This is a genomic window from Massilia horti (assembly GCF_004614195.1).
GTDB classification, from domain to species: domain Bacteria; phylum Pseudomonadota; class Gammaproteobacteria; order Burkholderiales; family Burkholderiaceae_D; genus Telluria; species Telluria horti.
Map to the genome: position 1 here is coordinate 13,615 of NZ_SPUM01000064.1, position 23,028 is coordinate 36,642.

Annotated in this window: 25 protein-coding genes; 6 read left to right on the forward strand and 19 right to left on the reverse strand. The window is 63.7% G+C overall.

All coding sequences use genetic code 11. The features are described 5' to 3' along the window. Positions 1–2 precede the first annotated feature (2 nt). Positions 3–338, forward strand: a complete 336-nt coding sequence (locus tag E4O92_RS10655; protein ID WP_135189752.1) for a hypothetical protein — start codon at positions 3–5, stop codon at positions 336–338. Between the two features lie 158 nt (positions 339–496). Here E4O92_RS10655 and E4O92_RS10660 read toward each other — a convergent pair whose 3' ends face one another. From E4O92_RS10660 to E4O92_RS10680, 5 genes are all read right to left on the reverse strand, one after another. Continuing rightward, positions 497–940 carry an SRPBCC family protein gene (locus E4O92_RS10660; protein WP_167759763.1) on the reverse strand — a complete coding sequence of 148 codons (444 nt, stop codon included), beginning with the start codon at positions 938–940 and terminating at the stop codon, positions 497–499. A gap of 140 nt (positions 941–1,080) precedes the next feature. Then, positions 1,081–1,653, reverse strand: a complete 573-nt coding sequence (locus tag E4O92_RS10665) for a dihydrofolate reductase family protein (RefSeq protein WP_135189754.1) — start codon at positions 1,651–1,653, stop codon at positions 1,081–1,083. 136 nt (positions 1,654–1,789) lie between these two features. Then, complete coding sequence (locus E4O92_RS10670; RefSeq protein WP_135189755.1) at positions 1,790–3,010, reverse strand: cyanophycinase; 1,221 nt, start codon at positions 3,008–3,010, stop codon at positions 1,790–1,792. 67 nt (positions 3,011–3,077) lie between these two features. Continuing rightward, positions 3,078–3,515: a GNAT family N-acetyltransferase gene (locus E4O92_RS10675; protein WP_135189756.1), complete on the reverse strand. Its 438-nt coding sequence runs from the start codon at positions 3,513–3,515 to the stop codon at positions 3,078–3,080. An 84-nt stretch (positions 3,516–3,599) separates the two neighbouring features. Then, on the reverse strand, positions 3,600–4,151 hold the full coding sequence (locus tag E4O92_RS10680) for a hypothetical protein (protein WP_229483238.1): 552 nt from the start codon (positions 4,149–4,151) through the stop codon (positions 3,600–3,602). Positions 4,152–4,283: 132 nt separating this feature from the next. On the opposite strand from E4O92_RS10680, the gene argH reads away from it, so the two are divergent. Continuing rightward, positions 4,284–5,681, forward strand: coding sequence for an argininosuccinate lyase (gene argH, locus E4O92_RS10685; protein WP_135189757.1), 1,398 nt, complete (start codon positions 4,284–4,286; stop codon positions 5,679–5,681). Between the two features lie 325 nt (positions 5,682–6,006). Further along, positions 6,007–6,810 (forward strand): lipid II flippase Amj family protein, encoded by an 804-nt coding sequence (locus E4O92_RS10690; protein ID WP_135189758.1) that lies wholly within the window; start codon positions 6,007–6,009, stop codon positions 6,808–6,810. A 6-nt stretch (positions 6,811–6,816) separates the two neighbouring features. Here E4O92_RS10690 and E4O92_RS10695 read toward each other — a convergent pair whose 3' ends face one another. The 13 genes from E4O92_RS10695 to paaA all read right to left on the reverse strand — a co-directional run bounded on the left by E4O92_RS10695 (position 6,817) and on the right by paaA (position 19,393). Then, positions 6,817–7,281 carry a cupin domain-containing protein gene (locus E4O92_RS10695; RefSeq protein ID WP_135189759.1) on the reverse strand — a complete coding sequence of 155 codons (465 nt, stop codon included), beginning with the start codon at positions 7,279–7,281 and terminating at the stop codon, positions 6,817–6,819. 90 nt (positions 7,282–7,371) lie between these two features. After that, the gene (gene paaZ / locus E4O92_RS10700; RefSeq protein ID WP_135189760.1) at positions 7,372–9,423 is read right to left on the reverse strand and encodes a phenylacetic acid degradation bifunctional protein PaaZ; all 2,052 of its coding nucleotides are present in this window, start codon (positions 9,421–9,423) and stop codon (positions 7,372–7,374) included. A gap of 175 nt (positions 9,424–9,598) precedes the next feature. Continuing rightward, positions 9,599–10,195 (reverse strand): phenylacetic acid degradation protein PaaY, encoded by a 597-nt coding sequence (gene paaY, locus E4O92_RS10705; protein ID WP_135189761.1) that lies wholly within the window; start codon positions 10,193–10,195, stop codon positions 9,599–9,601. Continuing rightward, positions 10,195–11,400 (reverse strand): 3-oxoadipyl-CoA thiolase, encoded by a 1,206-nt coding sequence (pcaF, locus tag E4O92_RS10710; RefSeq protein ID WP_135189762.1) that lies wholly within the window; start codon positions 11,398–11,400, stop codon positions 10,195–10,197. The genes paaY and pcaF overlap by 1 nt, the downstream gene beginning before the upstream one ends. Before the next feature lie 15 nt (positions 11,401–11,415). Continuing rightward, positions 11,416–12,729, reverse strand: a complete 1,314-nt coding sequence (paaK, locus tag E4O92_RS10715; protein ID WP_135189763.1) for a phenylacetate--CoA ligase PaaK — start codon at positions 12,727–12,729, stop codon at positions 11,416–11,418. 25 nt (positions 12,730–12,754) lie between these two features. Next, complete coding sequence (paaI, locus tag E4O92_RS10720; protein ID WP_135189764.1) at positions 12,755–13,192, reverse strand: hydroxyphenylacetyl-CoA thioesterase PaaI; 438 nt, start codon at positions 13,190–13,192, stop codon at positions 12,755–12,757. After that, positions 13,185–14,726: a 3-hydroxyacyl-CoA dehydrogenase PaaH gene (gene paaH, locus E4O92_RS10725; protein WP_135189765.1), complete on the reverse strand. Its 1,542-nt coding sequence runs from the start codon at positions 14,724–14,726 to the stop codon at positions 13,185–13,187. Before paaH ends, paaI begins: the two co-directional genes overlap by 8 nt. A 1-nt stretch (position 14,727) precedes the next feature. Beyond that, complete coding sequence (paaG, locus tag E4O92_RS10730) at positions 14,728–15,519, reverse strand: 2-(1,2-epoxy-1,2-dihydrophenyl)acetyl-CoA isomerase PaaG (RefSeq protein WP_135189766.1); 792 nt, start codon at positions 15,517–15,519, stop codon at positions 14,728–14,730. Between the two features lie 142 nt (positions 15,520–15,661). Further along, positions 15,662–16,738, reverse strand: coding sequence for a 1,2-phenylacetyl-CoA epoxidase subunit PaaE (paaE, locus tag E4O92_RS10735; protein ID WP_135189767.1), 1,077 nt, complete (start codon positions 16,736–16,738; stop codon positions 15,662–15,664). 8 nt (positions 16,739–16,746) lie between these two features. Then, complete coding sequence (gene paaD / locus E4O92_RS10740; RefSeq protein WP_135189768.1) at positions 16,747–17,259, reverse strand: 1,2-phenylacetyl-CoA epoxidase subunit PaaD; 513 nt, start codon at positions 17,257–17,259, stop codon at positions 16,747–16,749. After that, the gene (gene paaC / locus E4O92_RS10745) at positions 17,259–18,011 is read right to left on the reverse strand and encodes a 1,2-phenylacetyl-CoA epoxidase subunit PaaC (protein WP_135189769.1); all 753 of its coding nucleotides are present in this window, start codon (positions 18,009–18,011) and stop codon (positions 17,259–17,261) included. Before paaC ends, paaD begins: the two co-directional genes overlap by 1 nt. Positions 18,012–18,021: 10 nt before the next feature. After that, entirely contained in the window at positions 18,022–18,306 is a 285-nt protein-coding gene (gene paaB / locus E4O92_RS10750; RefSeq protein WP_135189770.1) for a 1,2-phenylacetyl-CoA epoxidase subunit PaaB, read from the reverse strand. A 100-nt stretch (positions 18,307–18,406) separates the two neighbouring features. Next, positions 18,407–19,393, reverse strand: a complete 987-nt coding sequence (gene paaA / locus E4O92_RS10755) for a 1,2-phenylacetyl-CoA epoxidase subunit PaaA (protein WP_135189771.1) — start codon at positions 19,391–19,393, stop codon at positions 18,407–18,409. A gap of 105 nt (positions 19,394–19,498) precedes the next feature. Between paaA and paaX the strand changes: the two genes are divergently transcribed. Beyond that, entirely contained in the window at positions 19,499–20,425 is a 927-nt protein-coding gene (gene paaX, locus E4O92_RS10760; protein WP_135189772.1) for a phenylacetic acid degradation operon negative regulatory protein PaaX, read from the forward strand. A gap of 157 nt (positions 20,426–20,582) precedes the next feature. Here paaX and E4O92_RS10765 read toward each other — a convergent pair whose 3' ends face one another. Beyond that, positions 20,583–20,843, reverse strand: a complete 261-nt coding sequence (locus E4O92_RS10765; protein WP_135189773.1) for a DUF2442 domain-containing protein — start codon at positions 20,841–20,843, stop codon at positions 20,583–20,585. Between the two features lie 153 nt (positions 20,844–20,996). Here E4O92_RS10765 and E4O92_RS10770 point away from each other — a divergent pair, with 153 nt between their 5' ends. Together E4O92_RS10770 and E4O92_RS10775 are read left to right on the forward strand one after the other, a co-directional pair. Further along, entirely contained in the window at positions 20,997–22,130 is a 1,134-nt protein-coding gene (locus tag E4O92_RS10770; protein ID WP_135189774.1) for a M14 family metallopeptidase, read from the forward strand. A gap of 148 nt (positions 22,131–22,278) precedes the next feature. Further along, on the forward strand, positions 22,279–23,028 hold a 750-nt coding region (locus tag E4O92_RS10775; protein ID WP_135189775.1), incomplete at its 3' end, for a S1C family serine protease.

Genomic DNA, 23,028 nt, shown 5'->3' on the forward strand with positions numbered 1-23,028 from the left:
TAGTGAAATGGTTGCTGCGTGGATTATTTGCAATGGAAGTCGCGTATTTCTTAATATACGGGCCGCATATATTTGCAACCAAGGTAGATCAAAATATAAGTCCGAAGGGCTATTATCGCTTGGAATATTTGAAACCTGGATTTCCATATCTGCTTAGTATAACAAAGCAGATTCCGATGATTGTTCGCCTCTACGACAATCGATCAGGGAAATTGCTTGGCGAAAGCGATATCGTTGATATGAATGGTAACGGGGAAATTTTTTGGGCCTCAACAGACGATCCCAATATACAAATCGGCATGGATATTGTATTTCCCGCATCACCGGAACCAGAGTGAGGGCTTTGCGTTACACGCAACTGACATCGTTACCTGCGCCCCGTAAACTGCGCAGCGTCTTGGCCGCGATATAAATAGAGCATGTCACCAATCCTGGCATCGACCACCTCGGCCCGGTTCGCCAGGTTCGATGGTCGGAGCAGGATCCAGGACTCACTTCAAGTGGATTGGAACTCCGGCAACGGCCCACCTGTCTCAAGCAGCGTCTTGAGCGCGCTGAGGATCATCGGCCAGCCCTCGCGGCAGGCGGCGTAGACCTTGCTCTCTGGCGCGAAGTGGTCGTGCAGGAGAGCCAGGCGCACTACTTCGCCTCCGGACTGGAGCGTGATGCTGACCTTCGACGGCGCTTCATGCTGGAAGTCGCCGAACAAGGGCTGGAAGGTGTGCACCAGCTTCGCAGGGGCCTGTATTTCCAGGATCACGTGCTCGTCCATCGTTTGGCCATCGCGCACGTAGCGAATCGTCGAATGCGGCTTCCAGTCAGATTCGATCCGGGTTTTCCCCCAGTACTGCTCGGTGACGTCCGGATTGGTGAGTGCGTCCCACACCTGCTCAATCGGGGCCTTGATATAGATGGTCTGCTCGATGCGCTGTTCACCCATGACGTCTCCCGATAATTGGTCCACGCAAGTATGCCCGGCGCCGCTGCCAAGCGCAACCATCTGTATTCGTACAACGGGCCTGCGAATGAGGATCGGGCGGATGTCGAGCCGCAGGTTATAGACCCGACTTGAACGACTTCTCAGGCATCTCCACGCACACCGCCTTTGTGAACTTCATAGCGCAACTCAGCCATGCCAGCTCCCATCTGATGAACAGATACCAGGCGCAAAACTGGGCTTAGCACTCTGCGAGGGAAAAGCGGCTTACCCTGGCCGAGGGTGGCCGAACCAACCTGGATGATAAGTTCGTCGAGCAAACCAGCGTCGTAGAACTGGCCAGCAAGATCGCCACCGCCAACGACCCAGATGTTTCGGGTACCAGCAGCAGCTCGCATTTCAGCGTGGGCGTGGCGCACATCTCCATTGACGAATCGGATGTCCGCACCTTCGATTATTGGAAGCGCGCGGCTAGAGAAAATCCAGGCTGGCTGAGTATAGGGCCATGCTGAGCCTGCCTCAGCAGCCACCTGTTCTGCGTTGCGAACAATCCACTCGTAAGTTGCTGATCCCATTGCCAATGCCCCCACATCTGCAATGAATTTTGGATAGCTGGAAGTATTCAGGTCGCCGAGCGGAAACAGCCAGTCCAGTGAATCGTTTTCAGTAGCAATGAAGCCATCGAGACTTGTCGCAGTGAAGTACTGAGTTTTCATTCTTGTAGCTCTCCTGAATTTGTCTTTCTGTGCCTAACCAGGCGCCTGCCCGAGTCAAATTGCTGATCGATCAACTCGGGCATTTTACTCGTGCCAAACCACAATAGGCTGCGTACGGCTTCCCCGCCCGGTAACACTATTGCCTGTACTGCTGATACAACGGTTGCCGGATCCGAATCGGCCTGATATCGAGTCGCATGTTATAGATCGAATAAGCTTCAGTGACCGCCGACTGATAGCCGACGCTGGAGCCCGTGCGCGTGAGGCGGAATTCGAAACCCAGCTCAGGCTGCTCGCCGTTCGGGCTGTCGAGCGCGAGGCCGATCGCTTCGGGCTGGTCGCTGTCGATCAGCTTGCCCATCAGGTCGACCACGGTGCTATTGCCAAGGATATCGGCAGAGAACAGGGGCTCCCGGTAATAGGGCTTGGCCGGGTCGAGCTTGCCGCAGGCCTTTTCGCCGGAAGGGGTGTAAGCGCGGGTGGCGATATTGAAGCGATCACCGCTGTCGAGATAACTGAGTCGCACGTTGCTGAGGTTGAACATGCCCGCCTGCGCCGTCGCATCGGACAGGTCGATCAGCAACGCACCCTTGTAGCCGATCACCTCCACGTCGCGATTGGGCCCGACCACCATCGCCGTGTTCTCATCGATTCCGAGGCCCAGCTTGTAGCCCTTCTTGAGCATCGCCGGCAGCATGCGCGCGAACCGGCCGCGCACCAGCAGGTGCTGGTCGACGAACACGTCCTCGCCGATAAAGCCCAGGCCAGGCGTAATTTCCTGGCCATCCTCCACGCCACGCTTGAGCGTCGCGAGCACGGTTTTGGGTTCGCCGAACATGGTGCTGCTCATGATGGCCGCGCCGGCGCTGGTGCCGGCGATCACGCCGCCGCCGCGGTACATGTCCCACAGCGCGTCCAGCACTGCGCTGTTGCTGCCGTCTGGCCGGCGCAGGGCGCGCGTGATGCGCTTCTGGTCGCCCCCGGCGAAGTAGACGCCGCCCGCCGAACGCACGGCGGCGGCCAGCTGCGGATCGTCGGCCGCTGCCAGGTAGTCGCTCCCGGCGAGCTTGACCGCGACCGGCACGAAAAAGGCCTGGGCGCCGTATTTGGCCAGGCGGTCGACCAGGCTCCTGCCGGTTTTTTCCGGGGTGGCGGAAGCCGATGCGAACACGGCGATGCGCGCGCCCCTGCCGCCCGCCAGTTGTACGATGCGTTCCCACACCGCCGCGTTATCGGGACGCAGCGCGCCACCGATGATGACGAGAGAACCCTTGGGGACCGCCTTGTCGGCGGCCTGGGAGCTTGCGCAAGCCAACAGCACAATGGCAAGCGCCACACGAAGGGCGAAGCGGACCATGCGGCCTCCTTCTCGAATACAACATCGCTAGCCTGATTCGAGAAGCGTTTCGCCGTGTTGAGTTCTGTCAGGACACGTAAATGTTCGGGAAGTAAAGCTCCATTGCCGTCTCCGGCCGCTGCAGACGCGTGAAACCGAAGCGCTCGTACAGACCATGGGCGTCGGTCGTGTTGAGCGTAATGCGGCGCAGGCGCTGCAGGCTCGGATGGCGCATCACGACGCCGATCAGGAGCTTGGCATAGCCGTGCCCGCGGTACTCGGGAAGCACGAACACGTCGCAGAGGTGGGCACAGGTCGCGTAATCGGTGACGACGCGCGCAAACGCGATCTGCCTACCGTCGAGGAAGCCGCCAAAGCACAGCGAGTTCTCGAGCGAGCGCTCGACCACAGCGCGCGAAATCCCGACCGCCCACGTCGACTGCTCGCTGAGGAAGCGGTAAATCATGGGCACGTCGAGCCGTGACGAATCGGTACTGACCTGGAAGCTGGAATCGTTAGTGATCATGGACACCACACATCAGGCAAAAAAACCATTCTAGCCGCGTTTGCCGAAGCTATGCGAATCGATTAAACAGGCGTGCGCGCCAGCTCATCGGCTGTGAAGGTAACGCTCCGGCAGCGGCAGCTTGTCGTCCTCGGCGCGCCAGACCAGGTTCAGCACGTACCAGCGGGTGCCGTCGTTGTACAGCTGGATGCTGTTGATCCCGCGCTGGAACGGCTTGGCGTCGTCCGCCGCATGGCGTGACTCGTAGGTGCTGAACAGGTGCGCAACCTGGCCGAAGGTCTCGCTGGTGCGCGCCACTTCCCGCTCGAAGAAGCCCATCTTCGCGAAGGCCGGCGTGTTACGCGTGATGTAATCCTCCACGCTCATGGTGCGCATCACGATCGTGCCGTCCGGGCGCATGGCGACCGCCTGCATCCGGCCTTCCGGCGCAAACAGCGAACGCATACGGTTCCAGTCGCGCGGCGCGCCGGCCGGGCCGGAGATGACGTCGTACAGCGCCGCCACGATTGAATCGACCGAGGCCACGTCGCTGGCCTTGGCCAGAGCCACTGCGGGAGCCTGCTGCTCGGCCTGCGCGCTACCCGCCGCGCCGATCGCCAGCGCCGCGCAAAATCCAAGGGATACGAGTCGTTTCATCTTTGTCTCCTGTTATTCGTTTTAAGTTAACAAACGAATAATCCGCGATTTTGGCGCCGCTGTCATCTGGTAGCGCGAGCCGGCCGATGCCGGGGCCAGTTTATAATCGAGAAAATCAACACGGATTCCACCATGACTGCACAACTCTCCAAAAAAGCCGAAGCCTGGTCGGCGCGCTTCTCCGAACCGGTCTCGGACCTCGTCAAACGCTACACCGCCTCGGTCTTCTTCGACAAACGCCTGGCCCTGTTCGACATCCAGGGCTCGCTGGCCCACGCCGACATGCTGGCCGCGCAAGGCATCATCAGCGAACAGGACAAAACCGAGATCGAGCGCGGCATGGCGCAGATCCGCTCCGAGATCGAGGCCGGCAGCTTCGAATGGCTGCTCGACCTGGAAGACGTGCACCTGAATATTGAAAAACGCCTGACCGAACTGGTGGGCGACGCCGGCAAGCGCCTGCACACCGGCCGCTCGCGCAACGACCAGGTGGCGACCGACATCCGCCTGTATGTACGTGCCGCGATCGACGATATCCTGGCCCTCCTGGCCGGCCTGCGCGGCGCGCTGGTCGATCTGGCCGAGCGCCACTTCGACACCATCCTGCCGGGCTTCACCCATCTGCAGGTGGCGCAACCGATCACCTTTGGCCACCACATGCTGGCTTACGTGGAGATGTTCGGGCGCGACGCCGAACGCATGCAGGACGCGCGCCGCCGCGTCAACCGCCTGCCGCTGGGCGCGGCCGCGCTGGCCGGCACCACCTTCCCGATCGACCGCCTGCGCGTGGCCAGGACGCTGGGCTTCGAGGACGTGTGCCACAACTCGCTGGACGCCGTGTCGGACCGCGACTTCGCGATCGAATTCACCGCGGCCGCGTCGCTGATCATGATGCACGTCTCGCGCATGTCGGAAGAGCTGATCCTGTGGATGAGCCCCCGCGTCGGCTTCATCGACATCGCCGACCGCTTCTGCACCGGCTCGTCGATCATGCCGCAGAAGAAAAACCCGGACGTGCCCGAGCTCGCGCGCGGCAAGACCGGCCGCGTGTACGGCCATTTGATGGGCCTGCTCACCCTGATGAAGGGCCAGCCGCTGGCCTACAACAAGGACAACCAGGAAGACAAGGAGCCGCTGTTCGACACCGTCGACACCGTGCTCGACACGCTGCGCATCTTCACCGACATGGCAGGCGGTATCACCGTCAAGCCGGAAGCGATGCGCGCCGCCGCTCTGCAGGGCTACGCCACCGCGACCGACCTGGCCGACTACCTGGTCAAGAAGGGCCTGCCGTTCCGCGACGCGCACGAAGCGGTGGCACGCGCGGTGCGCGCCTGCGACGACGCCAAGTGCGACCTGTCGGAGATGCCGCTCGAGCGCCTGCGCGAATTCTCGCCGCTGATCGAGGACGATGTGTTTGCGGTGCTGACCCTGGAAGGTTCGGTGGCGGCGCGCGACCATGTCGGCGGCACCGCGCCGAACCAGGTGCGCGCGGCGATTGCGCGGGTGCGGCAGCAGTTGGGAAGCTAAGGCACCGAGCGGGTACGCGGGTCGACGCGGCTCAAGAGCTGCGTAGGGTAAGCGCCCCGTTGCGCACGGGTCCGTGGGCCTGTTGGCTGAACCGCTAATGGTGTTCGCAATCCGCGTGCGCACTGGTCCTCGGCGGCCCCGCACCCCCTACGGGACGCGTCGCGGATCAATTCGTAGGGTGTGCAGCTTTGCTGCGCACGCGGTCGGGGCGCTACGCGCCCCGTTTTTTTGGCTATGTCACCCGATGACAGACGCTCGCCCCCGATTGCCCTCGGGTGCAATCCATGCCAGCATATTAGTTCAACAATAAAAATGAAGGCTGGGCATGGACAAACAGCTGCTGCTGATCTGCTTCCTCACGTTCGTAATCCACTTGATCGGGACTCTGGCGTATTCGGTCCGCATCGCAGGAATACGAACCAGGCGCATCGCGGTATCGCTGGCGCTGTTCAGTCTTCTCGCCCTCCTCTCGCGCACATCCAATTCCTTCCTCGGTCCGTTCCTGGCCAAGCGGGTCGAATCCACACTGGCGGGCACCGCACAGACCGACCTGCTCTCGGATTTCCGCTGGCTGTTGGTCGCGGCCTCGTTCGCGACCATCGTGGGCGCTTTGCTGATTCCAACCTTCCAGCGCGTGTTTTGCCGCGCCGTCTACCACTTCCAGGCCCACCGTTCGATCCCGCGGCTGATCCTGCATGCCTTCTTCAAAGGCGGGCTCTCGTACATCAAGGATTCCGCGACCGTACCTGCAGCCGGCAATGTGACGGGACTGCGCAAGAGCGAGGGCGTTTCGCTGTCGATGACGCTGCTGAACGTGGCGGCAGTGGCGTTGTGGACAGTCGGCGTGTTCGCCGCGCTGTATGCCGGCGCGCTCGATCCGTCAGTGCGGGTCACCTCGAGCACGCTGTCTTCCATCATCAACGGCTGCGCGACCGTGATGATGGCGCTGTTCCTCGATCCGCACATGTCTGGCTTGACGGACGATGCGGTGGAAGGCCGCGTGAGCGAATCCCAATTCCGCAAGGCCGTGGTCTGGCTGGTGGGGAGCCGGCTCGCTGGAACCATTCTCGCGCAGTTCCTGCTGATCCCGTCCGCCCTCGTCATCGTCCAGGTGGCGCGGGCGATCTAGAGCTTGTCAGCGCTCCGGATACGGCGTGCCATCCTTGTGCAGGTAGCGTTTGGTCTTGCCATCGTAGAGCATGTCGATGTCCGGATAAACGGCACGGTCGTTCTCTGGATTCCTCGTCCCCACCTCAAGGCACACGGCCATCGACTCGCCGCGATTGACCAGATGATGGCCATTTTCCGCGTTCGCGGGGAATGCGGCGCAGTCGCCGGCGCGCATGACCTGCTCGCCTTCGTCGGTGACCAGCACCACCTCGCCCGATACGATATAAACAAATTCATCTTCCGCCGAGTGCCAGTGGCGCTGGGCCGACCAGGCGCCCGGCGGAAGCTGCAGCAGGTTGACGCCGAACTGAGTCAGGCCGCCTGCATTGCCTAAGGCCTGGCGAATGCGGCCTTTCATTTGCTCGGCAAATTGCTCGGGGTAGTTGGTCCCCGTGCGCCGCGGGATATTGTTCAGATCAAGTTTTGGCATGGAGCCTCTTTCGGTTGGAGTAGCGGCAGCTCGCATTCCGGTTGAACGCGTGGGCGGGAAGACCCGCCCACGCGTTCAGACAGGGCCTGATCAACCGCGCTTTTGAACAAGCGTCAAAATATCATAACTGGCCACCAGCTCGTCATTCTGGTTGGTGACCTGCACATCCCACGCCACCACGCCCTGCCCGATGCCACGCTCGTCGGTACGGTTGCGGTCGACCTTGCGCTTGCAGGTCAGTCGCGCACGGATGGTGTCGCCAATCGCCACCGGCGCCACGAAGCGCAGGTTATCCAGGCCGTAGTTGGCCAGCACCGGTCCCGGCGCGGGCGACACGAACAGTCCCGCCGCTGCCGACAGCACGAAGTAGCCGTGCGCGATCCGTTTTCCGAACTGCGAATCCTTGGCCGCGATCTCGTCGAAATGCATGTAGAAGAAGTCGCCCGAGATGCCGCCGAAGTTGACGATGTCCGCCTCGCTCACGGTGCGGCGGTGCGTGAGCAGCGAGTGGCCGATCTCCAGGTCTTCGAAGTAGCGACGGAACGGATGCACCTCGGATTCCTTGACGGCGCCGCCGCGCACGTATTCGCCGGTTACGCTACTGAGCATCGTCGGCGAGCCCTGCACCGCGGCGCGCTGCAGGAAGTGCTTCACGGCGCGAATGCCGCCCAGCTCTTCGCCTCCACCCGCGCGGCCCGGGCCACCGTGCTTAAGTTGCGGCAGCGGCGAACCGTGGCCGGTGGAGTCGACCGAGGCCTCGCGGTCCAGGATCAGTACACGGCCGTGCGAGGCGGCCATCATCGGCACCGCATGCGCGGCGATCGACGGGTCCTTGGTCGCGAGCGTGGTGACAAGGCTGCCCTTGCCGCGCGCGGCCAGTTCCAGCGCCTCGTCGATGTCGCGATATGTCATCAGCGTGCTGACCGGGCCGAAGGCTTCAATGTCATGCACCGCGTCGTTGGTCATGGCGTTGCGGCACAGGAGCAGCGTCGGCGAGAAGAAGGCGCCGCTAGCGGCGTCTTCGCCCACCGGACTGAATCCGTCGCGCGCGCTGAACAGCACCTCGTTGCCGCTCGCGAGCAGCTCGACGCGCTCGCTCACGTCGCGGTACTGGTCCATCGAAGCGAGCGCGCCCATGCGCACGCCTTCCATCTTCGGATTGCCGACAACGACCTTGGCCAGCCGCGCGCGCAGGCGCTCGCCTACGGCCTGTGCGTGCTGCTCGGGCACGATGACGCGGCGGATCGCCGTGCACTTCTGGCCGGCCTTGGCGGTCATCTCGCGCGCGACTTCCTTGACGAACAGGTCGAACTCGGGGTCGTCCGGGGTAACGTCCGGCGCCAGGACCGCGCAGTTGAGCGAGTCGGCTTCGGCGGTGAACGGCACCGAATTCTTGATCAGGTTCGGGTTGGCGCGCAGCTTGGCGGCGGTGTCGGCCGAGCCGGTGAAGGTAACGGCATCAAAGCCGGTCAGGCGATCGAGCAGGTCGTAGGTAGCGCCGATGACGAGTTGCAGGCTGCCCTCTGGCAGCAGGCCAGACTCCATCATCATCTTCACCACCGCCTGCGCCAGATAGCTGGTCGCGGTGGCCGGCTTGGCGATGCACGGCATCGCGGCCAGGAAGCTCGGCGCGAATTTTTCGAGCAGGCCCCAGATCGGGAAGTTAAAGGCGTTGATGTGAACCGCAAGGCCGCCGCGCGGCACCAGGATGTGGGTGCCGGCGAAGCCGCCGCGTTTGCCGAGCGCCATGGCCGGGCCTTCGTGCAGCACGTTCGACGAAGGCAGTTCACGGCTGCCCATGCTGGCGTATGCGAACAGCGTGCCGATGCCGCCTTCGACGTCGATCCAGCTGTCCGGGCGTGTGGCGCCCGTCAGGTGCGATATCTCGTACAGTTCTTCCTTGCGCTCCATGAGGTAGAACGCGAGGGCTTTCAAACACTGTGCGCGCTTCTGAAAGTCGAGCTTCATCAGCTCCTTGACGCCGGTTTTGCGGGCGTAGGTGACGGCTTCGCCGAAGTCGATTTTTTCGGCGTGGGTATGGTAGATCAGCTTGTTGTTCAGGGCGCTGTGCAGCGGCGTGTGTGCGTCGGTGCCGAGCCAGTGGCCGGCGATCAGGCTTTGCAGGGTCGATACGTTTTCCATATTCCGATCTCCAGTCAGGTTCATTCCTTTGTTGGCCGTCGTTCCCGCGAAGGCGGGAACCCATGCTGAGTTTGAGCGGTGTTTGCAAACGCCTCAAGAATGCGGCGTCTGCATGGGGCCGCGCATGCGCGGCGCCTTCGCGGGAAGTCGTTTCCGCCAGTGGCGGGAACGACGGTTACGTTTTTGTCCGGTGCGCGTCCGCCCCGAATTCGATGCGGCGGCGGTCAGGCTCCACTTCAGTGAGCGCCTCGACTTCGCGCAGCGTCTGCATCGAACGCACATTCAGGTCGTGGTACTGCTTCGTGCCGAAGCTCTTCCACTTGATCTCCTCGTCCGTCACCTCGCGCACCACACGCGCCGGCGCGCCCAGCACCAGGCTGCGCGGCGGGATCGCCATCCCGGCCTTCACGAAAGCCATGGCGCCGACGATCGATTCTGCGCCGACGACCGCCTTGTCCATCACCACCGCGTTCATGCCGACCATTGCATTGCGCCCCACACGGCAGCCGTGCAGCACCGCGCCGTGTCCAATGTGGCCGTCCACCTCCACGACCGTGTCATCCTCCGGAAAGCCGTGCATCACGCACGTGTCCTGCACGTTGGCGCCTTCTTCCAGGATCAGCCGGCCGAAGTCGCCGCGCAGCGAAGCCAGCGGGCCGACGTAGCAGCGTGGGCCGACAATCACGTCGCCGACCAGCACCGCGGTCGGGTGCACGTAGGCGGTGGGGTGCACCACCGGCCGCACGCCATCGATTTCGTAGACCTTCACCATCACACGCGCTCGATGATCAATGCAATGCCCTGGCCTACGCCGATGCACATCGTGCACAGCGCATAGCGGCCGCCCCTGCGGTGCAGCTCGTTCACCGCCGTAATAACCAGCCGCGCGCCGGACGCGCCCAGCGGATGGCCGATCGCGATCGCGCCGCCGTTCGGGTTCACATGCTCGGCATCGTCCGGCAGACCGAGATCGCGGGTGACGGCAAGCGCCTGCGCGGCGAAAGCCTCGTTCAGTTCGATCACGTCCATCTGCCCGATCGTCAATCCGGTCTGGGCCAGCACTTTTTTGGATGCGGGTGAAGGACCAAAGCCCATGATGCGCGGCGCAAGACCGGCCGTGGCCATGCCGACGATGCGTGCACGTGGCGTGAGGCCGTAGCGGCTCGCTGCCTCGCCGGATGCGAGCAGCAGCGCGCACGCGCCGTCGTTCACGCCCGATGCATTACCAGCGGTGACGCTGCCGTCCGGCGCGACCACGCCCTTGAGCCTGGCCAGCGCCTCGATCGTGGTGTCCGGACGCGGGTGCTCGTCAGTGTCGAACACGCGCGATTCACCTTTTTTTCCGTGGATCGTCACCGGCACGATCTCGTCCTTGAAGACACCGGCGGCATTCGCCCGGGCCCAGCGCTGCTGGCTGCGCACCGCAAACGCATCCTGGTCGGCGCGGTTGATGTTGAATTCGCGCGCCACGTTCTCGGCCGTCTCCGGCATCGAGTCGATGCCGTACTTCGCCTTCATAAGCGGATTGACGAAGCGCCAGCCGATCGTGGTGTCTTCGATCTTGGCCGCGCGCGAGAATGCGCTGTCGGCCTTGCCCATCACGAAAGGCGCACGGCTCATGCTCTCCACGCCGCCGCCAATGATGAGGTTCGCCTCGCCAGCGCGAATGGCACGCGCGCCGGTGCCTACCGCGTCCAGGCTCGAACCGCACAGGCGGTTGATGGTATTGCCCGGCACATCGGGCGGCAGGCCGGCCAGCAGGCCCGCCATGTGGCCAACGTTGCGGTTGTCTTCTCCTGCCTGGTTGGCGCAGCCGTAGTACAGGTCATCCACCGCAGCCCAGTCCACGCCGCTGTTACGGTCGATAAGCGCTGCGATCGGCAGCGCGGCCAGGTCGTCGGCGCGAACGCTGGCCAGGGAGCCGCCGTAGCGGCCGAAGGGTGTGCGAATGGCGTCGCAGATAAATGCTTCGTTCATTTGATATCTCCTCGTTCAGCTTTTGGGGCGCTTGTCGATGACGCGCCGCGCCTTGCCTGTGGTGCTGCGCTCGATGCCGTTCGACGGCAGCAGCGTCACCCGGGTAGTGACGCCCACGTAGGTCTTGATCATGTGCTGCAGTTCGCGCGACAGGCCCGGCATCGCGTCCAAATCCACTCCTGCGGCGCGTACTTCGGCAATCACCTCCAGGCTGTCGAGATGGCCGTCGCGCGTGAGCACCAGTTGATACTGCGGAGCCAGCGCGGGCATCTTCAAGATCAGTTCCTCAATCTGGCTCGGGAACACGTTAACCCCGCGGATGATCAGCATGTCGTCTGAGCGCCCGGTAATCCGGCCCATGCGCCGCATCGAGCGCGAGGTCGGCGGCAGCAGGCAGGTAAGGTCGCGGGTGCGGTAGCGGATGATCGGCAGCGCTTCCTTGCTCAAGGATGTGAATACCAGTTCGCCCTCTTCCCCGTCGGGCAGCACCTCGCCGGTCTCGGGGTCGATGATCTCGGGGTAGAAATGGTCTTCCCAGATCACCGGGCCGTCCTTGCTTTCGATGCACTCGCTCGCGACGCCCGGCCCCATGACTTCGGACAGACCGTAGATGTCGACCGCGTCGATGCCGGCGCGCGCTTCGATCTCGCGGCGCATCGCGTCGGTCCACGGCTCCGCGCCGAAGATGCCGACCTTGATCGAGGATGCGGCGGCGTCCAGTCCCTGGCGCGCGAATTCCTCGATTATGTTGAGCATGTACGACGGCGTGACCATGATGATCGACGGCTTGAAGTCGCAGATCAGCTGCACCTGCTTTTCGGTCTGCCCGCCGGACATCGGCACCACGGTGCAGCCGAGCCGTTCGGCGCCGTAGTGCGCGCCCAGGCCGCCGGTGAACAGGCCGTAGCCGTAGGCCACATGTACCATGTCGCCCGGCCGTCCACCCGCGGCCCGGATCGAGCGCGCGACCAGGTCGGCCCAGTTGTCGATATCGTTCTTGGTGTAGCCGACCACGGTTGGTTTGCCGGTGGTGCCGGAGGAGGCGTGCACGCGCGTCACCTGTTCGCGCGGCACGGCGAACAGGCCAAACGGGTAGTTGTCGCGCAGGGTCTTCTTGTCCGTGAACGGGAACCGCGCCAGGTCGCTCAAGGACTTGAGATCGTCGGGATGCACACCCGCCGCGTCGAACGACGCTCGGTAGTGCGGCACGTTGTCGTATGCGTGCCTGAGCGACCACTTCAGGCGCTCGAGCTGCAGCGCCTGCAGCTCGTCGCGGCTGGCGCGCTCGATCGGTTCCAGCTCGCCTGGAGCGGGTGTACGTTGAACCATCTCAGAACTCCTCCTTCGTTTTGATTCAGGCGGCTACTTCAGCCACCAGCCCGTTCACACGGTGCGACTTGCCACGGAAAAGCGCGATCTTGCGCCCTTCCTGATTGATTACCGTGATGTCGTAGACACCGGTTTTGCCGAGCAGCGCCTGTTCCACCGCCTCGGCCGTCAACAGGTCGCCTTCGCGAGCCGGGGCCAGGTAATCGATGCTGCAGCCGGCGCCCACGGTAGTGAAATTGTGCGAGTTGCAGGCGAACGCGAACGCGCTGTCGGCCAGCATGAAGATGTAGCCGCCATGGCAGGTGGCATGCCCGTTGAGCATGTCGCCACGCACGCGCATCGACATGCGCGCATAGCCCGGGCGGATTTCGTCCAGCGTCATGCCGAGCGCCTGGCTGGCGGGGTCGCGTTCGTACATCGTCTTGCCGGCCAGTTCGGCCAGCGCCTGTGGATCGCTATGCATGAAAACGTGCTCCAGCCGAATTACCGGCGACTTTGCGGCGCAGCAGCGGCGAGACGCGGTAGCGGTCTTCGCCGTAGGTGGCCGCGAGATTCGAAAGAACGGCGACAATCTGCGCCAGCCCCACTGTATCGGCCCAGGCCAGCGGGCCGCGTGGGTAGTTGACACCCTTTTGCATCGCCACGTCGACCGCGCTCGCGCTGCACACGCCCTGGTTGACGGCGTCGGCGGCTTCGTTGGCCAGCATGGCGACGGTGCGCATCACGGCCATGCCCGGCACGTCGTCCAGGCGCGTGACGGCAAAGCCGGCGGCCTGGAACAGGCCAACGGCCGACTGCCAGGCTGCAGTGCCGCACTGGTCGGCGCGCGTGAGCGCAACGCGCTTGGCCGTGGCCGGGTCGAGCAGCAAGTCATACAGCACCGTGTCCGCGTGCCAGTCGGCCGCTGCGCGTTCGGTGGCGGTACGCCCGTCGGTCAGGTAGATCGCGGCGCCGTTGCAATGAAGGGCGGTTGCGGATGCCTGTTGACGCTCGACTTCAACGCCAGCCGCTTGCAAACGCCGCGCGATCGACTCGGCGGCGCCGACGTCCTCCGGCGCCACGCACAGGACGACCTTCGAGGGATACGGCTGCGGTGGCTCGACCTGCGGTTCGGCCTTCTGTGCGTTTTCGCCATAGTGGAAAAAACCGCGGCCGGCTTTGCGCCCGAGGAAGCCGGCATTGAGCAGCTCCTGCTGGATGATCGAAGGCGTGAAGCGCGGGTCGCCGAAATAGGCGTTGAACACGGACTGGGTCACGGCAAAGTTCACGTCGTGGCCGATCAGGTCCATCAGCTCGAACGGCCCCATGCGAAAACCGCCGCAATCGCGCATCACAGCATCGAGCGTGGCCGGGTCGGCAGCGCGCTCGGACAGCAGCCGCAGCGCTTCCGCGTAGTACGGGCGGGCGACGCGGTTGACGATGAAGCCCGGCGTGGATTTGGCATGGGCAGGGTGCTTGCCCCAGCTCTCGGCGGTTGCGAACACCACGTCCGCCACGCCCTTGTCGGTAGCCAGGCCCGAGATCACCTCGACCAGCGCCATCAACGGCACCGGGTTAAAGAAGTGCATGCCGACCAGCCGCTGCGGATGGCGCAGCGGTGCCGCGATCGCGGTCACCGAGATCGACGACGTGTTGGTGGCGAGGATGCAGTCGTCGCCGACAATCTCCTCCAGTTCCATGAACAGCTTGCGCTTGACGTCCAGGTTCTCGACGATCGCTTCGACCACCAGCGAGGCGCCGGCCACGTCGCCAAGACTGCCCACTGCATGCAGGCGTTCGCGCGCCAGATCGGCCTCGGTCGCGCCCATGCGTCCCTTTTCGACCAGCTTGCCGTACGTTTTGCCGATCTCGGCGACGGCCTTCGCAGCCGCGTCCTGGCGCGTGTCGAACAGCCTTACCTGGTGTCCTGCCGCCGCGGCCACTTGCGCAATGCCGCAACCCATGGCGCCGGCGCCGATCACGGCGACGATGCTGCCTTTTGCGAGTGCCTGGGTCATCTCATTCTCCCTTGAACTGTGCCGGACGCTTGGCGATGAAAGCCGCCACGCCTTCGCGGTAGTCGTGGCTGTAGCCCAGTTCGCGCATCATTTGCGCTTCCAGCTGGAGCTGCTCGGGCAGCGTGTTGGCAAAGCTTTCCTGCATGGCCTTCTTGGTGAATGCCAGTCCTTTGGTGGGAGCCGTCGCAAAGTGCGTTGCCATCGCCATCGCTTCGTCCATCAGCGATTCGTCGGGCACGCAGCGCCAGATCAGGCCCCATTGCTCGGCCTTTTCGGCGGGGAGTTTGTCGCCCAGCAGGGCCAATCCCAGCGCGCGCGCCGGGCCGACCAGGCGCGGCAGGTGCCAGGTGCCACCGGTGTCGGGGATCAGGCCGAGTTTGCAGAAGGCTTCGATGAAGCTGGCCGATTTGGCGGCCAGTACGATGTCGCATGCCAGCGCCAGGTTGGCGCCCGCCCCGGCGGCCACGCCGTTGACCGCGCAGATGACGGGCATCGGCAGGTTCTTGATCGCCAGGACCAGCGGGGCATAGAATTTTTCGACCGATTCGCCCAGGTCCACGCCCGGCGCGCCCGGTTCCACGGCGCGGTCGTTCAGGTCCTGGCCAGCGCAAAAGCCGCGGCCGGCACCGGTCAATACCAGCACGCGGGCGGACTTGTCGGCCTGGAGCCTGGTTAAGGCATCGCGCACTTCGAGGTGCATCGCCTGGGTGAAGCTGTTCAGGCGTTCGGGACGGTTCAAGGTCAGGACGGCGATACCGTTCTCGATCCTGAACTGGATGGATTCATAGGTCATTGTTGTCTCCGTCGGTTTTGTTGATTCCGTCGCTCCCGCGGAGGCGGGAACCCATAGACCATTCGCCTCTTCGGTTCAATGCAAAGAAGTCGCGTATCTTCAAGCTCAGCATGGGTTCCCGCCTTCGCGGGAACGACGGTTCTTATTCAGCCACGTCGAAATCGACGACTACCTTGTCGGCGATCGGAAAGCTCTGGCAGCTCAGCACGAAGCCGCGCCGCACTTCGTAGTCTTCCAGCGCGTAGTTCACGTCCATCTCCACTTCGCCCTCGAGCACCTTGCAGCGGCAGGTCGAGCAAACGCCGCCTTTGCACGAGTAGCGCATGTCGATGCCAGCACGCAGACCGGCATCGAGAATCGATTCCTTCTCCTTGTCCATAGTGAAGCTGACATGGCTGCCGTCCATGATCACCGTGACTTCGGTCTGATGATTGGCCCCCGCCTCCACCGGCCGCGGCTTGCGTTCGTGCTTTGGAATGCTCGATGCGAACAGCTCGATCCGGATGCGCTCCTTCGGCATTCCGGCTTCCTGCAAGGCCGCCGACACGCCGTGCATCATGTCTTCCGGGCCGCAGATGAAGGCCACGTCGAAATCCTCGGCGCGGATCCAGTGCTTCAGGAACTGCTGGCACTTTTCCTTGGTGATGCGGCCGTTGAACAGTTCAATGTCCTGCTGCTCGCGGCTCATCACGTAGACCAGGTTCAGGCGCTGCAGGTAGGCATCCTTCAGGTCCGTCAGCTCGTCGCGGAATATCACCGACGACGACGCGCGGTTCCCGTAGAACAGTGTGAACGTGCTCTTCGGCTCGGCCAGCAAGGTGGTCTTGATGATCGAGAGGATGGGCGTGATGCCGCTGCCGGCAGCAAAGGCCAAGTAGTGGCGCGCGCTTTGCGAATCGAGCGGCACGTTGAAGTGCCCCATCGGCGGCATCACTTCAAGCGTGGCGCCGGGCTTGAGGGTCGCGTTGGCCCAGGTCGAGAACTGGCCGCCGGGGGTGCGCTTGATGGCCACGCGCAGCAGGTCGTCCTGCACGCCTGAACAGATCGAATACGAGCGACGCACGTCTTCGCCGTCGATCATGGCGCGCAGCGTCAGGTGCTGGCCCTGCTGGTAGGCGAAGGCTTCTTTCAGTTGTTCCGGTACGTCGAAGGTCACCGCGATGGCGTCGCGCGTCTCGTGCTTCACCTTCGCCACGGTCAGTGGATAGAATTTGCTCATGGTCGGCCTTAATGGCACTTGAAGTAATCGAAAGGCTCGCGGCAGTCGAGGCACTTGTAGAGCGCCTTGCACGGCGTCGAGCCGAACTGGCTGGTGAGCTGGGTGTGCTGCGATCCGCAGTGCGGGCAGGCGACTTCCGGCTCCGCATGGCGCGTGCGCCAGGATTGCAGGCTGCTGATGTCGATCGCCTTCTGCGCCGGCGGTGCGATGCCGTAGCCCTTGAGCGCGGCCTTGCCGGCTTCGCTCATCCAGTCGGTGGTCCATGCGGGCGACAGCCTGGTCACCAGGCGCACCTTGTGAAGCCCGCGCTCTTGCAGCGCTCCGGTCACCGATTCGGCGATCACTTCCATCGCCGGGCAGCCGGAGTAGGTCGGGGTGATCGTCACCACGCATTCGCCCGCGTCAAAGCGCACGTCGCGCACGATGCCCAGGTCCACCACCGAGATCACGGGAATCTCGGGGTCCGGCACCTCGCCGAGCCAGGCCCAGACCTGCTCGACGCTGGCAGGCTGCGTGTCCATCACCACTCCACGCCGGGATAGGCGCGCTGCAGGAACTGCATCTCGGCCAGGATGTAACCCAGGCGCTCAGTGTGCCGGCCCTGCTTGCCGCCGCGCTGCATGTAGGCGTCCGGCGATGGCATCGTCAAGGTCGCTTCGCCAAACACTTCTGCTACGGCCCGCAGGAAGGCTTCGCGCAGCGTGTTGGCGGCCGGGGCCACGCCCTGCTCCACCATCGCCACATCGATGTCGTCGTAGATGAACATCTCGCCGGTGTAGGTCCACAGCTCGTCGGCCGCCGCCTGCATCTTGGCGTGGCTGACACCGGTGCCGTCGCCCAGGCGCACCACCAGGTCGCTCGAACGGCGCAGGTGGTAGGTCACTTCCTTGAGCGACTTTTCGGCGATTTCGGCAATGCGCGCATCGCTCGAACGGGTCAGCCCTTCGATCAGGAAGTAGTGCCAGGTGTCGAAGAAGAACTGGCGCATCAGGGTCTGCGCGTAGTCGCCGTTCGGCTGCTCCACCAGCAGGCAGTTGCGGTATTGTCCGGCATCGCGCAGGAAGGCGAGCTTGTCCTCGTCACGGCCGCTGCCTTCGAGTTCGCCGGCATAGGCCAGCCACATGCGGGTCTGGCCCAGCAGGTCCAGCGCGATATTCGACAGCGCCATATCCTCTTCCAGCGCAGGGCCCTTGCCGCACCACTGGCACAGCTGCTGGGCCAGGATCAGCGCGTTGTCGCCCTGGCGCAGCAGGTATTCGAACTTCTGGTTCATGGCCGCGCGCTCACAGGTTCTTGACTTCTTCCGGGATCGGGAAGAACGTCGGGTGACGATAGACCTTGCTGTTGGACGGCTCGAACAGCGCCTCTTTGTCGAACGGGCTGCTGGCGACGATGTCGCTTGCCCTCACCACCCAGATCGAGACGCCTTCGTTGCGGCGCGTGTAGACGTCGCGCGCATTGTTGATCGCCATTTCGGCGTCAGGCGCGTGCAGGCTGCCTACGTGCTTGTGTGCCAGGCCGTGCTGGCTGCGGATGAAAACTTCCCACAGCGGCCATTCTTTGCTCATTGCTATCTCCTTCAAATTCTTTTGTCGCGGCTGCGCTTTGGCCGGTTGAACGCGTGGGCGTTCGTTCGGCCGGCCACTGGCCAGCCTCACCCCGCCCACCCTACGCGGCCTTGCGGGCGGCTTGTTTGTCGGCGTGGGCGACCAACGCGTCGCGGAACCATTGGCCGTCTTCGTAGGCCTTGACGCGGGTGCGCAGGCGCTCGCGGTTGCAGGGGCCGTTCCCTTTCAGGACGTTGTGGAATTCTTCCCAGTCGATCTCGCCAAAGTCGTAGTGGCCGCGTTCCTCGTTCCATTTGAGATCGGGGTCGGGAACCGTCAGGCCGAGGAATTCGGCCTGCGGCACGGTCTGGTCGACCATGCGCTGGCGCAGTTCGTCGTTGGAGAACAGCTTGATGCGCCATTGGGCCGATTGCGCGCTGTTGACCGAATTCGCGTCCGACGGACCGAACATCATCAGCGACGGCCACCACCAGCGGTTAAGGGCATCCTGGGCCATCGCCTTTTGCTCGGGCGAGCCCTGGGCCAGCTTCATCATGATGTCGTAGCCCTGGCGCGCGTGGAACGCCTCTTCCTTGCAGACGCGGATCATGGCGCGCGAGTACGGACCGTACGAGCAGCGGCACAGCGGCACCTGGTTGATGATCGCAGCGCCATCGACCAGCCAGCCGATCGCGCCGATGTCGGCCCAGGTAAGGGTCGGGTAATTGAAGATGCTCGAGTATTTGGCCTTGCCCGAATGGAGGGCGTCCAGCAGTTCGTCGCGCGAGACACCCAGCGTTTCGGCAGCGCTGTACAGGTACAGGCCATGGCCCGCCTCGTCCTGGATCTTGGCCAGCAGGATCGATTTGCGCTTCAAGGTCGGCGCACGCGTGACCCAGTTGCCCTCGGGGAGCTGGCCGACGATCTCGGAGTGCGCATGCTGGGAAATCTGCCGGACCAGCGTCTTGCGGTAGGCCTCCGGCATCCAGTCCTTGGGTTCGATCTTGACACCGGCATCGATGCGGGCCTGGAACGCCTGTTCCTCGGCGCTCATGTCTTCAACAGCCTGGACCTTTTTCAGGCCCGTCTCCACCATCTGTGCGTACATGGTGCTTCTCCCATTGCAAACGTCGTGAAAGGATAATACGATACAAAAATCGAGATGCGCAACGAATTTTTGAATCATATTGAGAGAGCACAGCAAGTTAATAACATGAAGCAACTTTCAAGCGACGAATGGGTCGCGCAATTCCTCGCCCAGGATCCGCCACGCGCCAAGTCGCTGGTGATGACGGTGTTTGGCGATTCGGTGGCAGCCCACGGCGGCGCGATCTGGCTGGGCAGCCTGATCGAACTGCTGGCCCCACTCGGCCTGGCCGACCGCCTGGTACGCACCAGCGTGTTCCGGCTGGTTCAGGAAGGCTGGCTGATGGCCAGCCGCGAAGGCCGGCGCAGCCGCTACGCCCTTGAGCCGCGCGCGCTGCCGCGCCTGGAGCGCGCCAACCACCGCATCTATGCCAAGCCCGGGCTGGACTGGGACGGACGCTGGACCCTGCTGATTGCGCCCAACGGCAGCATCGACGCCGACCTGCGCGCGGCCGTGCGCAAGGAGCTGCAATGGGAAGGTTTTTCGATGCTGGCGCCGGGGGTGCTCGCGCATCCCGCGCCGAACGTGGAGAGCCTGGCCGAAGTGATGGCGCGCGTCGGCGCCGTTGGCAAGGTGTTCGCCTGCAGCGTCGATGAGCTGCCGGGCATCGGGGCACGTCCGCTACGCGAACTGGTGAACGATGGCTGGGACCTGGCGCCGGTGATCGCGGCGTACCGCCAGTTCAGCGAGCGCTTCGCGCCGCTCCTGGCCCTGCTGCGCAAAGACCAGAACGTTGGCCAGCAGGCGGCGTTTGCGATCCGCTCGCTCCTGATCCATGCCTACCGGCGCGTGCAGCTGCACGACCCGATGCTGCCGCTCGAACTGCTGCCGGCGCCGTGGCCCGGGTCGGATGCCTATGAGCTGGCGCGCGACATCTACCACCTTGTTTTCGAACAGGCCGAGGAATACCTGATGGCTGTGCTGCGGCGTGAAGATGAGCAGGCGCTGCAGGCGGATGCGGCCTTCTACGAAAGGTTTGGCGGCTTGTGCTGACGCGCGGTTAAACGTGGTGACTACGTGCGCTTGAGGGTCGTAGGGGGCGCGCGGCCGGCGAGGACCCGTGCGCACGCGGACGCAAACTCTGGGCAACCGTACAGCGTGCGCACAGGTGCGCACCCCGCCCTCCGATAAGCCGCACGATCCACTCGCGTCAGCAGCGGTACCTCGGCCGGCGGCCCGAAGCGGCCATCGGATCGCGGATGGCGTCGAGCGAAAGGTCGATGTCAAGCCCGGGCCAGTACAGGCGTGCGTCGCTGGGGCTTACGACGAGGCAAATCTGCTGCACGGTGGCATGCTCGAACTGGGGAAATTCGGCAAACGGCAGATACAGTTCTTCCCCGCGGCACTGGAGCCAGAATCCGCGGCGGTTGATGCTGGTGACTTCTGCGTGCGAGAAACGGATGACGGACATGCTCGGGTTCCCAAAAGTGGTGTTGCGCGTACAGTCACCGAAGGTATCAAAAGTGCGCGCAGCCCCAGTTGATCAGCCGCAGGCTATCTCAAACTTCCTCAACCGGAAAGTTTAGTATTATCTCGCCTTCACCCTCAACTCATGAGACTCACCATGTCTATCAAGATCAGCAGCCAGTTCGATGCTGGCGCCATCGAAGTGGTCAGCGCCAAAAGTGCCAACGCGATCGAACTGAACATCCGTAAAGACTCGCACGCCGATATCACCCAGTGGTTTTACTTCCGGCTGCAGGGCGCGCAAGGCGAGCCATGCACGATTCGCCTGCTCAATGCCGGCAAGGCTGCATATCCGAAAGGCTGGGAAGACTACCAGGCGATGGCCAGCTATGACCGCGTGAACTGGTTCCGCGTGCCAACTTCTTACGACGGCAGCGTCATGACCATCGAGCACACTCCGGGCATGGACAGCGTCTACTACGCCTACTTCGAGCCCTATTCGTGGGAACGCCACCTGGAGCTGCTGGACCGCGCCCAAATGTCCGAGCATGTGCGCATGGTCGATCTGGGCAATACGATCGATGGCCGCGACCTGAACATGCTGGTGATCGGCGAACCTGCCGCTGAGAAGAAGAAGGTATGGGTGATCGCGCGCCAGCACCCGGGCGAGACGATGGCCGAATGGTTCGTCGAGGGCATGCTTGATTCCCTGCTCGACCCGGCCCACCCGTTCGGCCGCCAGCTGCTGAACGAGACCGTGTTCTACGTGGTGCCGAACATGAACCCGGACGGCTCCGTGCGCGGCAACCTGCGCACCAACGCCGCCGGCGCCAACCTGAACCGCGAGTGGCTGAACCCGTCGATGGAGCGCAGCCCCGAGGTCTATCTGGTGCTGGAGAAGATGAAGGAAACCGGGGTCGACCTGTTCCTGGACATCCACGGCGACGAGGGCCTGCCCTACGTGTTCGTGGCAGGCAGCGACGAACTGCCGACCTTCACCGCCGAGCAGGCGGCGATGCAGAAGCGCTTCGTGGACGACTTCAAGATCGCCAGCCCTGACTTCCAGGATGTCCACGGCTATCCGAAGGAGCAGTTCAACGACGAGACCCTGACCATGGGCTCGCCGCACATCACGCACCGCTTTGGTTGCCTGTCGCTGACGCTGGAGCTGCCGTTCAAGGACAACGCCAATGACCCGGACCCGCAGGTGGGTTGGGATGGCGCACGCAGCGCACGACTGGGCGCTGCGGTGCTGCAGCCGATCCTGCAATCGGTACGCGCGAACAAGTAAGGGACGACCGAGCCCTGCCACAGGCCCCGGCCCGCGCCGGGGCTTTTTTTTTTGCGTAGTTACCACGCCCGGGCCTGCCATCAAATGCGCAGCGGCATCCGTACTGCTAGACTTGTAGTAAATAAATATCAACTACCACGGGGGACGGATGCGGAGGAATCGTCGCGGCAAACCTACGTCAACTGGCTTGCTGGGTGTCGCCGCGGCGCTTGCGCTGGCCGGAGCGATGGCCGGCGCAAGCGCGGCGCTGCCACCTGACCAGTTCTACGCCAAGGCGGCGCCCAGCGTGTGGCGCGTTTTCATCTTCGATGCGACCGGTGCCCCGATCGGCCAGGGAAGCGCGGTGGTGATTGCCAAGGAGACGCTGCTGACGAACTGCCACGTGCTGGCCAAGGCCAAGGCAGCTGTGATCAAGCGGGACAACGTGATCTATGAGGTGCGCCTGCAGTACGCCGACCCGGCGCGCGACCTGTGCCAGATCACCGCACGGAACCTGCCCGCGCCCGCGGTCGAAATCGGAAACAGCGACAGACTCACGGTGGGCCAGCGGGTGTACGCGCTGGGCAATCCGCAAGGGCTGGAGCTGACCTTGAGCGACGGCCTGCTCTCGGGCCTGCGCAAGGACCAGAACGGCGACTTGATGCTGGTCCAGATCTCGGCACCGATTTCGCCGGGGTCGAGCGGAGGTGGCCTGTTCGACGAGGAGGGACGCCTGATCGGCATCACCACGAGCATCATCCAGGGGGCCCAGAACCTGGGCTTCGCGATACCGATCAACTGGCTGCGCGACCTGGCCGCGCGCAGCGCGCTGGCCGACAAGGTCCACGCGAAGCTGACGGGCGGGCGCGCCGAAAGCGCCTTTGCGCGTGCGGAGCTGCCAGCGCCGGCCGCGCCGCGC

What these genes read in the sequence shown, in the direction of transcription:
- E4O92_RS10660 (WP_167759763.1), bottom strand. Translation starts at nt 940, where the DNA reads ATGGGTGAACAGCGCATCGAGCAGACCATCTATATCAAGGCCCCGATT.
- E4O92_RS10665 (WP_135189754.1), bottom strand. Translation starts at nt 1,653, where the DNA reads ATGAAAACTCAGTACTTCACTGCGACAAGTCTCGATGGCTTCATTGCT.
- E4O92_RS10670 (WP_135189755.1), bottom strand. Translation starts at nt 3,010, where the DNA reads ATGGTCCGCTTCGCCCTTCGTGTGGCGCTTGCCATTGTGCTGTTGGCT.
- E4O92_RS10675 (WP_135189756.1), bottom strand. Translation starts at nt 3,515, where the DNA reads ATGATCACTAACGATTCCAGCTTCCAGGTCAGTACCGATTCGTCACGG.
- E4O92_RS10680 (WP_229483238.1), bottom strand. Translation starts at nt 4,151, where the DNA reads ATGAAACGACTCGTATCCCTTGGATTTTGCGCGGCGCTGGCGATCGGC.
- argH (WP_135189757.1), top strand. Translation starts at nt 4,284, where the DNA reads ATGACTGCACAACTCTCCAAAAAAGCCGAAGCCTGGTCGGCGCGCTTC.
- E4O92_RS10690 (WP_135189758.1), top strand. Translation starts at nt 6,007, where the DNA reads ATGGACAAACAGCTGCTGCTGATCTGCTTCCTCACGTTCGTAATCCAC.
- E4O92_RS10695 (WP_135189759.1), bottom strand. Translation starts at nt 7,281, where the DNA reads ATGCCAAAACTTGATCTGAACAATATCCCGCGGCGCACGGGGACCAAC.
- paaZ (WP_135189760.1), bottom strand. Translation starts at nt 9,423, where the DNA reads ATGGAAAACGTATCGACCCTGCAAAGCCTGATCGCCGGCCACTGGCTC.
- paaY (WP_135189761.1), bottom strand. Translation starts at nt 10,195, where the DNA reads ATGGTGAAGGTCTACGAAATCGATGGCGTGCGGCCGGTGGTGCACCCC.
- pcaF (WP_135189762.1), bottom strand. Translation starts at nt 11,400, where the DNA reads ATGAACGAAGCATTTATCTGCGACGCCATTCGCACACCCTTCGGCCGC.
- paaK (WP_135189763.1), bottom strand. Translation starts at nt 12,729, where the DNA reads ATGGTTCAACGTACACCCGCTCCAGGCGAGCTGGAACCGATCGAGCGC.
- paaI (WP_135189764.1), bottom strand. Translation starts at nt 13,192, where the DNA reads ATGCATAGCGATCCACAGGCGCTGGCCGAACTGGCCGGCAAGACGATG.
- paaH (WP_135189765.1), bottom strand. Translation starts at nt 14,726, where the DNA reads ATGACCCAGGCACTCGCAAAAGGCAGCATCGTCGCCGTGATCGGCGCC.
- paaG (WP_135189766.1), bottom strand. Translation starts at nt 15,519, where the DNA reads ATGACCTATGAATCCATCCAGTTCAGGATCGAGAACGGTATCGCCGTC.
- paaE (WP_135189767.1), bottom strand. Translation starts at nt 16,738, where the DNA reads ATGAGCAAATTCTATCCACTGACCGTGGCGAAGGTGAAGCACGAGACG.
- paaD (WP_135189768.1), bottom strand. Translation starts at nt 17,259, where the DNA reads ATGGACACGCAGCCTGCCAGCGTCGAGCAGGTCTGGGCCTGGCTCGGC.
- paaC (WP_135189769.1), bottom strand. Translation starts at nt 18,011, where the DNA reads ATGAACCAGAAGTTCGAATACCTGCTGCGCCAGGGCGACAACGCGCTG.
- paaB (WP_135189770.1), bottom strand. Translation starts at nt 18,306, where the DNA reads ATGAGCAAAGAATGGCCGCTGTGGGAAGTTTTCATCCGCAGCCAGCAC.
- paaA (WP_135189771.1), bottom strand. Translation starts at nt 19,393, where the DNA reads ATGTACGCACAGATGGTGGAGACGGGCCTGAAAAAGGTCCAGGCTGTT.
- paaX (WP_135189772.1), top strand. Translation starts at nt 19,499, where the DNA reads ATGAAGCAACTTTCAAGCGACGAATGGGTCGCGCAATTCCTCGCCCAG.
- E4O92_RS10765 (WP_135189773.1), bottom strand. Translation starts at nt 20,843, where the DNA reads ATGTCCGTCATCCGTTTCTCGCACGCAGAAGTCACCAGCATCAACCGC.
- E4O92_RS10770 (WP_135189774.1), top strand. Translation starts at nt 20,997, where the DNA reads ATGTCTATCAAGATCAGCAGCCAGTTCGATGCTGGCGCCATCGAAGTG.